General features: G+C 32.1%; 6 protein-coding genes. 3 read left to right on the top strand and 3 right to left on the bottom strand.

Going from position 1 to position 12967, the window contains the following annotated elements:
* Window position 1 precedes the first annotated feature (1 nt).
* Window positions 2–1576 carry a SagB family peptide dehydrogenase gene (locus AB1282_RS03890; protein ID WP_429898506.1) on the top strand — a complete coding sequence of 525 codons (1575 nt, stop codon included), beginning with the start codon at window positions 2–4 and terminating at the stop codon, window positions 1574–1576.
* A gap of 1301 nt (window positions 1577–2877) precedes the next feature.
* Complete coding sequence (locus AB1282_RS03885; RefSeq protein ID WP_429901062.1) at window positions 2878–3657, top strand: M15 family metallopeptidase; 780 nt, start codon at window positions 2878–2880, stop codon at window positions 3655–3657.
* A gap of 49 nt (window positions 3658–3706) precedes the next feature.
* Here AB1282_RS03885 and AB1282_RS03880 read toward each other — a convergent pair whose 3' ends face one another.
* Entirely contained in the window at window positions 3707–4927 is a 1221-nt protein-coding gene (locus AB1282_RS03880) for a helix-turn-helix domain-containing protein (RefSeq protein ID WP_429898504.1), read from the bottom strand.
* A gap of 425 nt (window positions 4928–5352) precedes the next feature.
* Here AB1282_RS03880 and AB1282_RS03875 point away from each other — a divergent pair, with 425 nt between their 5' ends.
* Complete coding sequence (locus AB1282_RS03875; RefSeq protein ID WP_429898503.1) at window positions 5353–9507, top strand: S8 family serine peptidase; 4155 nt, start codon at window positions 5353–5355, stop codon at window positions 9505–9507.
* Window positions 9508–9774: 267 nt separating this feature from the next.
* On the opposite strand, the gene AB1282_RS03870 is transcribed toward AB1282_RS03875, so the two are convergent.
* Window positions 9775–11823, bottom strand: coding sequence for an acyltransferase family protein (locus AB1282_RS03870; protein ID WP_429898502.1), 2049 nt, complete (start codon window positions 11821–11823; stop codon window positions 9775–9777).
* Between the two features lie 247 nt (window positions 11824–12070).
* Complete coding sequence (locus tag AB1282_RS03865; RefSeq protein ID WP_429898501.1) at window positions 12071–12943, bottom strand: DUF3298 domain-containing protein; 873 nt, start codon at window positions 12941–12943, stop codon at window positions 12071–12073.
* Window positions 12944–12967: the final 24 nt, after the last annotated feature.

Here is a 12967-nt window from a genome sequence, read left to right as displayed (position 1 = left end):
GATGAGTTTACAAACATTTCTACACAATCTTCATTTTGATATTGAAAAGGCAAATCAATCAGATTGGGAAGTAGATTGGGAGGATGCGCCACTAACTTATAAGATTTATAAAGATTTACCTACTATTCCACTTTCTCATAACGTTCCATTATCCTTAAAAGGAAAAAAGGATGCAATTGAGCCGAATTTAGACGAAATAGGCTATTTTCTATGGTATGTATATGGAGTAACCCAAGTTGCTCAAACAGCAATTACTTCCGGCTCCAACGAAATGGTTAATATGATGTCTTCGAACCGAAGATTCATTCCCTCTGGTGGAGGATTATATCCGAATGAATTGTATTTATATATTAAGTCTGATCAAGTCTCTTCGGGGATTTATCATTATGATGTTGCTAGACATTGCTTAGTTTTATTAAGAGAAGGCAATTTTGATTCTTATGTATCAAGGGCTTTAGGGAATAGATGTGATCTTCCTAAGTGTTTTGGTACTATTTTTATTTCAACAATGTTTTGGAAAAATTTTTTTAAGTACAATAATTTTTCTTATCGGCTTCAAGGATTAGATTGCGGTGTGTTAATTGGACAGATTTTGGAGATGGCTAAACGCTTTGGATTTAAAGCGGGAGTATATTACCAGTTTCTAGATCAAGCGATTAACCATTTAATCGGTATAAACGAACGTGAGGAAAGTGTATACGGAGTAATTCCACTCTCTATTGAAGAATCTGCGTTGATTTCAAATGATAATGTAAAAAGTGAAAATTACAATTCAATTGATCTAAGTAAAGAGTTACAAGCAGTTACACATAAATATTTAGTAAAATCGAAAAAGATTAGAGAGTTCCCGATGCTAATTAAAGTAAATAAAGTATCGATGATCGAATCGACTCAAACATTTAGAAAAGTTGACGAAACTGTGGCTGCATTAGATGAACGGCATCGAATAATTTTACCTAAAGTAGAACGTCTATCCTATGATTTGGCCACAATATGTAAAGAAAGGTTTTCGCCTGAACTAGACTTTGTATTACGATCTATTAGTCAAAAAAACTTAGCAACACTACTTAAAGAGGCGACAGCATCCTTTTCATATGTAAATGATTTAGATGGTTCCCTTAAAAATAATAATAACCGCCCTAAATTATATTTATGTTTGTATAATGTCGAAGGGATTAACAATGGTGCTTATTATTATGATGATTTTACCAATACGCTAGTACAAACTAAATTAGGCGATCAACGAATGCAGCTTCAATTAGGAATGAATGCCCCTACCGTTAATTTATTCCAAGTGCCTATTTGTATACATGTAGTGGGGAATAAGGAACATATAAGATCGACACATAGTTATAGAGGCTACCGGATTCAACAGATGGAAGCTGGTATAATGGTTCAGCGTTTACTAATAGCCGCATCAGCGTTAGGATTGGGTGGGCATCCACTATTAGGATATAATGTAAAATTATGTGATGAGTTATACCAATTAGAAGAGATAGGAAAAACAAGTTTAATTCAAATTCCAATAGGTCATTATCGGAATCGACCTTGGCTAAAAGGAAATTTGCATAGTTGATCAATACAATTTTTATGATTATACGACAGAAGACTCCTTCCTCAATTACGTGAAGGTGTGATAACACCAGTAATAGGTGGGAGATGAATGACGGTTGGCATTAGCCAAAATGCTTTCTTCTTTTGCTACTATTCTGTACTATAGATAATGTAAATACTGTAGAAAAAGAATGAATTCAAGTGTAGTACTTGTTGCGTAAATAGAACTCGTCTGATGGTTGTCATTCGCCTATACCATTCAAGAGTCGCAAATAGAACAACTGTAATACCCCTCAGTAAAAAACAGGCTGAGTACGGTTCACCTAGCGTTAGGTGAAACCAAACCGTAGGAACTACGGGGTTAGCTTGGTAAATAAAAGTAACCTCTGCTGGTAAAGAATCACTAGTAAGTATGCTTTGTTCCCAAGAATCTCCCACTTCAAACAACCTGTAAGGGCGTTAAGTGGTGAGTAGTTCAAGATTGTCATTTATCGTTTTTAGAATTTAAAAAGTTCAAAACTAAAAACAAGGATACTTTTGGGTATTCTTGTTTTTTTGTTCCAGTTATAACAAATAAAACCCAATGATGGCGCAGGTTAGTGCTCAATCGACACTTATTCGACATACAAAAGTCTCGAAAATTACATCGAATAGTTCTTTTGAATTAAAATTTTATAGTATAATTACTTTAGAAATTATTTAAATATAAAATAAAAAACCTTCCAAAAGAAGGTTTTTTTATTTTTGAAAATATTTAACGTAAATATCCCCAAAGAATAATTGGCGTAATTAAGAAAGTATATAGCAAAAACTGAAGGATAATAATTGGTGCAATTTCTTTAAAATCTTCAGCCGAAAATTTAGCAATACCAGCAGTTATAGCTAGAACTAATATGGGGCCAAAACAAATTAATATTTTTATTCTCCTGTAGATAGATTCTAAGATGGATTAGTCTGTTTAGACAAATTATTCCTAAAAGTTCTTTATAAAATAGGTGTTTTATTTCTATTGATTAAATTATATTAACAAAATTTTAATGTTGTTATAAATACTATCTATTAAAATAACATATAATTAAAAAAAATGTCAGATTATAAAACTTTTTGTATAATTAAATCGTCTAATTTTAGTAAAACAAATTTAAATATTTTTATGGTTAGTTTTAAACGTTGATTATTAGTAGTTTGATTAAAAGAATTCGTGACGATACTAGAGTGAAAATACCTTTATTAATCATCCACCAAATTCTACGACAATAACCAATTAAAAAAACGATAAAAAAGTATAGAAATTATAGGAGGAGAAAACCATTGTCCAGAAGTATGAAAAATCGTAGAAAAAAACCTATTATAGGGATTGCTATTTCTTTAGTTTTAGTTGCGGGTGTTGCAGGTACTCTTTATGAACAAAATAAAGAACCTAAAACGGTAGTTATTAAGAAGAATGACAAAGTTAAAAATGACATTGTACTTAATTTTCCAGATTATTATAAAACTACAAAAGAAGATGAATCGGGATTATTAGAAGTGTTAAACGCTGATTCAAATTTAGTTTTAGTTAATAAAGATCGAAAGTTACCAGATGGTTATGAACCAAATGACCTGATCTACCCAGCAATTCCTTTAAATGGGGCAGTAAAAGAAAAAACAAGAATGAGAAGTGAAGCTGGACATGCATTAGAGAAGTTATTTGCTGGTGCATCTGCGGATGGTTATACATTAACAGCAATTTCTGGATTCCGTTCTTATGATCGACAACTTTCTTTATACAATAATTATATTTCTGTACATGGTGAGGCATGGACTAAAGCATACAGTGCATATCCAGGAACGAGTGAGCATCAGACTGGACTAACGATGGATGTTTCATCACCGGCATTTGGTAATGCTTTAGAAGTCGGTTTTGCAAAAACTCCTGAAGGAACTTGGTTAGCAAAGCACGCTCATGAATACGGCTTTATTATTCGTTACCCAGAAGATAAAGTAGATATTACTAAATATCACTATGAACCATGGCATATTCGATACGTTGGAAAAGAATACGCTACTTATTTATATACGAATCATCTTGCACTTGAAGAAGCGATGCCAGCTAAAAAATAATAATAACAAAAAGGCATGTCTCATACTAATGAGACATGCCTTTTATTATCTACTGATTTATTAGTGTATTCGCCATACCTAGTGCTTTACGAGTTTGTTTGCGTTTAAAATAATAGTTAAACAATTCTTTTTCCGATTGATTTATTAGATAAGCAAATCCTAGTTTTTTAAAAAATGGTAATGAATGTTCCGCTAAATATTGGTGATATTCTTGATCTTTTTCTAAGATTAAAAGGTCTAATAAGATGAATAAATTGATAAAAAGTTTGTCATTTTTTTGGGAAGCAATATCAAACCCTTTACCTACCCACTGTAATAATTCTCCTTTAGGTAATAGTTCTCCATAATAGGAACTTCTTATATATCCTTCTAGGGAAAGTAAATAGGGTATAGAATTAGAATCCTTCAAATTCATTGACTCAAAATAGTATTTTTTTGCTAACTCATAATTTTTTCTTCGATAATATTCAAAGGCTAAGTTATGATATACCCTTGCTTTTCGTTCTGATGATCTACAAATTTCACAGCTTTGGATTAAGTTTTCAAATCCTTTAATCGTCTCGGAAAACTCTTCGTTATCCTTAACTTGTATTAACATAAGCATTTCGGAGTCGATTACTCGAAGATAGGAATTAATACTTTTGAAATACTGACGGGCTTTTTCAGCATAAAAGTAAGCCATAACAGGTAAATCGTTCGAATGGTAAGCAGAAGCTAAATGATAATAATATTCCTCATTTGCATATTCTTCATTATTAATTTTCTTTAAAACTTGAATGGCAAGTAAAGGTTCATGGTTCGTTAAGTGATAAATACCTTGCACATGTCTAAAAAGATTTATTTCATAAGGTGATAATTTGTGCTTAATTTTTTTTATTTCATCAATGAGCTCTTTTGCTTCATTCATTAAATTACGCATTAATAAATATCTGATGCGAAGTAATTTATATTGATTAATATAATTTGAAATTTGAATCAGCTCTTCTTGCTCAAGTTCTAAGTTGATTTCTTCTATTTCGTCAAATAACTGCATTGCAATAGACTGCTGCCAACTATTTATACGCATTTTTATATTGTTTAATTTTAAAATCTCATTCTCGATTTTTATTCCAAGTCGTTCTGATAGTAGGGCTATAATTTCATGTGCATATTCGGTTTGAGATCTTTCTATTTTACTAATATGCGTACTAGAACAAATCCCTTTCCCTAGCTGTTCTTGTGTCATCTGAGATTTTTCACGATAATATTTTATGATTTTCCCCTCATACATAACGAATTTCTCCCTTTTGTAAACCTTTTTATTAATAGTTTGAGTAGTTGAAAACCATCAATTCCCCCAAGTTAAAAATAAAAATTTCTATTGAATTTAAATGACTTTCTTGCCAAACACAATCTATACATCAATAAATTTAGTAAAATATGAGACTTTAATCCTGAAAAGAAAAATTGATTATGACGATTAATGTTGAAAAAAGGATTACAACTGAAAGTTCAGACTGAAATAACCCCCATTTACCAAGAAAAATAGCTAAATTACAATTAAATTATTAGATTTGTCTAACTATTCTAATTCTAATTTTACATCATTTTTTTAATTGGAGGAATGAAATAGAGTTACTTAATTTAATCATTTTTTCATGCAGTAAACTATTTTTCACTAAATTTAATTTAACCTAGTAGAAGGAGCGCAGCGAAATGAAGATTAGAAATAAGAAAATGCTAAATGTAATGGTAACAAGTGTATTAACGACAAGCTTTATTACATCTTATTTATTGCCTCAAAAAAAATCTTATGCAACTTCGAACTCTGTAGAATCAATCTTAAAGGGACTGACAGATGAGCAAAGACAATCGATTAAGCGTTTAACTCCTCAAGAAGGCTTTGTGATCGACCCTAGTTTATTATCTTTAAAAGATAAAACTGCAAATATAATTGTTGAACTAAAAACTTCGCCAATTGAAAATGATCAAAATGGAACATTAAAAGAGATCTCTAAAGGTAAGAAAGAAAAAATTAAAGGTGAACAAGAGTTCTTTAAAAAACGATTAACGGAATTATGGAGTAAGAAAAATGAAAAAGTGGAAGTAAATCAACAAACAAAGGAAAAAACAAATCAATTTTATATCAAACAATCATTTAAAAATGTATTTAATGGAGTGGCTATGACTATTCCGACAGATCAAATTAATTTGCTTCTTCAAACCGGTGTTGTGAAACGAGTATGGAAGGATAACAAAGTTAGTGTACCAATCAATGAGCTTTCTGTTAATGAATCTACAAAAAACAAAAGTGTTCCACCAGCTTTACCCCTTTTGGGTGTAGATCGTTTACATAACGAGGATATAAAAGGACAAGGGATTAAAGTAGGAGTTCTTGATACGGGTATTGATTACAATCATCCAGATTTAAAGGATGCTTATAAAGGTGGTTATGATTTTGTAGATAATGACTCGGACCCAATGGAGTCTACACCTGCAGATCTTGCTGCTTCCGGTGAACCAGCAGAAATTGATGGTCGTTCATTTGTTACCGAGCATGGGACGCATGTTGCAGGTACGATTGCATCAAATCCACGAAATAACGTTGATTATGCGATGACCGGAGTTGCACCAAATGTTGATTTATATGCATATCGTGTTTTAGGTCATTACGGTTCAGGATATGATTCTTGGATTATTGCTGGTATAGAAAAGGCTGTAGAAGATGGCATGGATGTGATTAATCTTTCTTTAGGAAACAGTAATAATTATTCTTTAGATGCTACAGCAGTAGCGATTAATAATGCAGCTTTGCAAGGAGTAGTTCCCGTTGTAGCAGGAGGTAACGCAGGCCCAACGCCAGGGTCATTAGGTTCTCCTGGTTCATCACCGTTAGCTATTACTGTTGGAGCAAGCGACGTTCCTACAGATATACCAACTGTACAGACGAGTATTGGGAATGTTTCAGTTAAAAATGAGTTAATGGCACACGGATTAGGTAAAGATTATTTAAGTATTATTGATAAAGAATTGAAGGTAGTAGATGTAGGAATTGGTGCCGAAGAGGATTATGCAAATAAAGACGTAAGTGGCAAGGTGGCGTTAATATCACGTGGTACTTTATCTTTTGATGAAAAAATTCGCCGTGCTCATGAAAAAGGAGCAGTAGCGGTGTTAATTTATAACAATATAGAAGAAGAGATTCCTTTCTTCTTAGGTGAAAACTTTGGCTATGTACCAACCTTTAAAATGAGTCAAGAGGAAGGGAAAAGTATTGTTGATGAACTTAATAAGAATCCGGAGGTTAAATTAAAAATGACAGATTTACAGTCAAATATGACATCTGGTGACGTATTAGCAGGCTTTAGTTCTAGAGGACCTGTAAGTAATAATTTTGATATTAAACCAGATGTTGTGGCACCGGGGGTTTCTATTTTCTCAACTGTACCAGAATATATTAATAATCCCGGGGAAGGAACGGATTACTCAACTAGTTACGCGAGCATGGATGGAACTTCGATGGCTACACCACATGTTGCGGGTGTCGCAGCATTATTACTACAATCTCATCCGGAATATTCTGTTGCCGATGTAAAAGCCGCACTTATGAATACAGCGGATCCATTAAAAGGAAGAACATATCATGTAAACGAAGTTGGAGCTGGACGAGTAGATGCTTATGAGGCAGTTCATAACATGACTTTAGTAGAAGTTCAAAATAAAACGTACACATTAGATGAAAATGGATTTAAAAAGCAAATCGATGATGTATCAGGTTCATTACCTTTCGGAAGTATTACACAAACAAGCGAGGAACAAAATCGAACAACATCCATTAGTATTAAAAATTTAAGTAAAAATAATGAAACATATCATACCAAAGTAGAATTTTTAACAATCGATGATGTTTCAAAGGATGCTAGTAAAAATGGAGTAAAACTCGAATTGCCTTCTAATGTAACTGTTAATGGAAATGAAAATGTTAATATAGACGCCAAAGTAACAATTCCAAAATCTGCTGAGTTTGGCATATACGAAGGATATATTTATGTAGAAAATGAATCAAAAACCCAGGAGTACCAAATACCATTCCACGTGAGGTATACGACAAGTGGCTTTGCAAAAGTTGATTTCTTTAAGAATGCAATTACAAGTGACTTAAGTAACTTCCATCCTGATATACTACCTTTTACACCAGTTACAATAAGATTAAATAGTGAAATGGAAAAAATCGATGTTGTTGTTAGCGATACATCTGGGAAACCAATCGGCTTGTATGGTACTTTCGATTTAGATGGCGCAAATGTTGATACAGACTACTTAATCATGTACGGTTTTTCAGGTGATGTAAAATTATTTACAGGTGACCCAAATAAGCCGTTATCACTAGAATATGAAACATTAGATGAGGGCAAATATATTGTTTCTTATATTGGTACAGATGCAGATGGAAAAACCTATAAAGTAGACAATGATATGGTAATTGATAATACACCTCCAAAAGTAGTATTTGATAAAAAGACAGGCATTAATGAAATTTCCGATGCAGATTTAACAACCGAAACAAACCCAATGGATGGTAAAGATTACAAAGCTTACTGGGTTCATGGAAATGTATACGACGATACAATTGATTATCTACAGAGTAGAGGACATGATCTAACTCAGGAAGCAAATTCAGTTTATGCTTATCAGGACTCTTCATGGCCGACAGCACAATTTTTCCCAACTAAAAATGGTGACTTCAAATTTGGTGTATTACCAGAAGAGTATGCAAATTACCCTACTAACATAGCAATTTATACTTATGATTATGCAACTGCAGGAAATCCGATTTTCCCAGATTTTACGATTATTAACAAAGGTGATCGATATTCAACAATTAATACAAAGTCTAAAGAAGTTACTCTAGGTTCGGAGTTTACAAGTACATTTACGGTCCACAATGCAAAAGATTTAACAAGTGCTAACGCGACAATAACTATTCCAAATTATTACAAAGTTATGAGTGTAAACCAATCGAAGCAATTAGATGAGTTAATGAAGAAAAATAATTGGAGTGTTCGCATTGGAAAACCACAAGTAACAGAGGATACATGGTCAAATATTACAACATTTTCAATTGATATTAAGGATAAAAAGACGAATTTACCAGTAAAAATTAATGGAAATATTGATTTATTAGATATTAATTTAAAAGTTGTGAGCGACCTTAACTATATGAGGGAGAGCGGATTTTATTATCAAGAATCAACTTATCAGACGAATGAAGGAAATAAAGTTACGTTACCCACATATGCAAATCACTTTAAATTCATAGCTCAACATTCAGTATTAGAAGGATATTTCCACGGTGAGGCAGTTAACTTTTATAACTACGATTTAGATTATTCTAAGTTAGGTGTAAAAGCATATGTTGTGGACAAAAAAGGTAAACAATATAAAGCGGATATTTCAGAAAATGGTTATATGACGATCTTTGATATTCCGGCAACTGAGGATGATTATACACTCATAGTTAATATTCCAGGACACTATCAATATAGTAGAAAAATTAAATTAGGTAAATTAATAGATGGTAAAGTCCAAGGAATCGATTATATCGCTTATACTGATACTGCAGCGGCAGGAGACATTAATGGAGATAATGTGATCGACATTTATGATGCTAAGCTTATTGCAAATAAAGCTAATGAAACTGGTGATCAGTTGAAGGAAGATCTAAATAAGGATGGAGTTGTTGATATACTGGACTTCAATTATGTTGAAAAGAACTTCATGACAACAAATCCATTTTTCCCTACATCTATTAAACCAGTTGAAAAAGCAGGTAAATTAACGTTAGAAGAATTGAAAAAGAAATTTAACTAAAGTGCAAGATTAAGTGATATTTCGAAAAAAAGCCACCAGGAATGATCCTTGTGGCTTTTCTCTGTAATAAAGAGTTTATTTGACACTTTAGTATGATGAAGCCATACTCAACGTTCCCTTCTAAATAACGTTTTACAGAATTAATTTCTCATCACTTGTAAATTTAGTCAAAAAAATGCACCTCCAAATGTTAGACTGTGTCTAACATTTGTGGTGCACTTCAAATTTACCTTGTGGTCTTTTATCATGTATCTAGATCAATCGATGTTACTTCCAAGATTCAATTGCATTTATTAGTAATGTCGCAAATACTTTTGCACCATTCGGTTTTAAATGAACACCATCTGGTGAAAAATATGAATTATGATTAGCGCTAGCACTATACCAGTCTACAACTCTAGTATTTGGGTATTTACTTGAACCTTCCCTTAAAGTTTTATTAACAAACGATTCCCAAGGTCTTGGTACTCGCGTATTAACAAATAAAATTTTTCGATCTTTTCCAATTAACTCTATAAGAGAAGACATTTGTTTTACGGTAAACGGACCGTTTGTACCTAGCTCTATGACAACAGTATTCCCAAGCGAATTTGTGCTTTTTGCTTGTTGAATAATTGCAGATGCTTCAGTAAATTGTCTTCCAATTTTAGCATTTACCGAAAGAGATGGATATGTTTTTTTAAGTTCAGGAATTGAATTAATAACGATAGAATCTCCTATAATAAATACACTATTATTTGAAACTACCGGCTTATTTGTTTCAACAGGTTTATTATTATTATTATTATTTGGAGTTTGATTGTTATTTACACCTGGCTTAGGATCTTCTTTTGTTTGATCATTATTATTTTGCTTACTTGAATTGTCAGCAACTGGCTTTTCATCTTTATTTTCTGTTTTTACTTCTTTATTTTCTTCTGTTTTTACTTCATTATTTACTGTTTTTTCGTCATCATTTTTCTGAATTGGTTTAGTTACCTGTTTATCGTGATCAACTATAGTTGTTGAAGGAGGTTTTTTAGTATCGTTTTTAACAGTTTCAGATGATTGCTTTGATACGGATTGAACTGATTCAATTTCTGAGCTTGCTTTTACATCATTGGCATCAGGAAGAACAGATAGTCCAAAGCTTGCGATACCAGATAATAAAATAAACGTGCTTATGATAACAATATGTTTATAAAAGAATTCTTTTAAATTAATATTTCCTGCTAGGAAGTTCTTCCAAAGTATACCTAGTTTACCTTTTCTAATTGGATCTTCGATATAGCGATAGGATAGTGCTGCAAGAACAAATATTAAAGTAATTTGACAAATAGCTCTAAAGAGTGAAGTATCGCCAGTGTTAACCTTAGGGGATAATAAAATAATTACAGGGTACTGCCATAAATAGATTCCATATGAACGTAATCCGATCCATTTCAATGGTCTCATTGCTAGGAATCTACCAATCTTACTTGTAGGGTGAGCGAGTGCTGCGATTAGCATTGCAGCAGAAATAGACAATAGGAACATTCCTCCGCGATAAAGGAAACTATCATATTGATTTGTTTTACCGACCATAAGTAGAAAAATAAGTAAACCCGTAATCCCAACTAGATCAATTAAAATCTTTCCAGAGGTTGTAACATTATTTGTAAGTTTTCGGCTAGGCCATACTAATGCTAATGAAGCTCCTATTAATAAAGAAAAAGCTCTCGTATCAGTACCGTAATAGACCCTACTAGGATCACTACCCGGATGGAATAATATAGCCATCAATAATGCAGAAACGATTGCACCAACAAATGTATACAAAAATAGGCGATCTTTATTTTTAATATATTTTAAGCCTAATAAAGTAAGAATTGGCCAAATAATATAAAATTGCTCTTCAACTGCTAATGACCAAAAATGATTTAATATTGATGGATTTGCATAAGACTCAAAGTACGAAAGATGATGGAAAATATACCACCAATTACTGTAATAAAATATTGCAGCTACTGAATCTTGTTTTAAATTTCCGATCATTGATGATTTGAATAATGAAACAAATGCAATGACTATTAGTAGTAAGGTGAACATTCCCGGTAAAAGTCTTTTGGCGCGACGGTACCAAAAACTTTTTAAGTCGATCCTTTGATTTGTACTCCACTCGGCAATTAATAAATCAGTAATTAAATAACCTGAAAGTACAAAGAAAACTGTAACTCCTAGGAATCCACCAGAAGCCCATGAAAAATTTAAGTGATATGCAATGACCGATAAAACTGCTAGAGCTCTAAGCCCGTCTAATCCAGCCATATAACGAAACTGTTTATTTTTATTAGACATAGTAATAGCCTCTTCGTTTAAACACCTCATAAACGATTTCTTTTTCGAATAAATGTTGGGCTCTTATAAAATTTAATTTCTTAACCGTCTGAACCGCGAAGTTCATTGCTAATTTCCCCTTCCCCTAATTTAACTATTTATGTCAGCCTTCTTTATATATTTGGCTTTTTCTTTAATATTTTTGTTTTTCTTAAGAGAGCCAAATCTAATAAATTAAAAGTGGCTCTTTTATTCGTTTAATTAAAAGTTATCTAATATAATGATGTCCAACTAAAAATTTTGAAATAACGTCAGTTGGAATCGTAAATTCAACAACACCCATATAACCTGGGGCAATTTCATATTTATCAAATGAAATAACAAGCTTATGATCTTTATTTATATAAAAATTTTGATTCTCTTTAATGCTTACGAAAGGATCAATTGAATAGTCAAGATTTGCCTCAGGTATCCAGTATACCTTACTTTCATCCTTTTTCATTTGATCTTTCATTTGTTCTTTAATGTTTTCGCTAATTATTTTTACATATGATTTATCTTTAAAAAGAATAGGTAATGACAATAAAATTTCCTTTTTCTTGTCAATTGTGTCAAATTTCATAGTTGTTGAAGAGGAAGCAGCAGTATTAACAACATATCTTTCAATGGACAATATGTCCTCATTATCTGTTTTAACCTCATAACCACTATCAATTCCTAAGTGTGCACCAGAATCTTTTTTTACAGATTCTGTTTCTTTCATAAACTGATCATATAGCTTCTTATTTTCGTCTAAGTATTTTTTGTTCAAGCTTTGCTCTAAATCTTTATTTTTTAAATTATTAACCGCAGGGACTTTTAAATCTGCCTTATAGGTTGGCTCGTCTACAGTATATTCAGTAAAAGTTAGCACATTAACAACATTTCCAAGTATTGGAACATTTGATAATGTCTTTGCAAAAGTCGAACTAGTATTTATTGATAAAACAAATAGTGCAGCAGTAAAAAAACCTGTAATTGACTTTAGAGGGAATCTTTTACGTATGGAACGTTTAATTGCTTTTTTAACAATAATGTCCAAATTATCAGGGATAGGGACATTTTTATAGTCCGATCTTAATTTTTCTAATTTTTTATCCAACTAATTGGCCTCCCAAAAATAAAT

It is taken from the genome of Gottfriedia sp. S16(2024) (assembly GCF_050473765.1).
In the GTDB taxonomy this organism is placed as follows: Bacteria; Bacillota; Bacilli; order Bacillales; family Bacillaceae_G; genus Gottfriedia.
The sequence above is the reverse complement of the archived record's forward strand: the minus strand, read 5'-3'. Positions and strand labels throughout refer to the sequence as shown.

Bases quoted from the DNA above. Each gene is read 5' to 3' on its own strand.
- AB1282_RS03890 (WP_429898506.1), top strand. From the start codon at position 2: ATGAGTTTACAAACATTTCTACACAATCTTCATTTTGATATTGAAAAG.
- AB1282_RS03885 (WP_429901062.1), top strand. From the start codon at position 2,878: ATGAAAAATCGTAGAAAAAAACCTATTATAGGGATTGCTATTTCTTTA.
- AB1282_RS03880 (WP_429898504.1), bottom strand. From the start codon at position 4,927: ATGTATGAGGGGAAAATCATAAAATATTATCGTGAAAAATCTCAGATG.
- AB1282_RS03875 (WP_429898503.1), top strand. From the start codon at position 5,353: ATGAAGATTAGAAATAAGAAAATGCTAAATGTAATGGTAACAAGTGTA.
- AB1282_RS03870 (WP_429898502.1), bottom strand. From the start codon at position 11,823: ATGTCTAATAAAAATAAACAGTTTCGTTATATGGCTGGATTAGACGGG.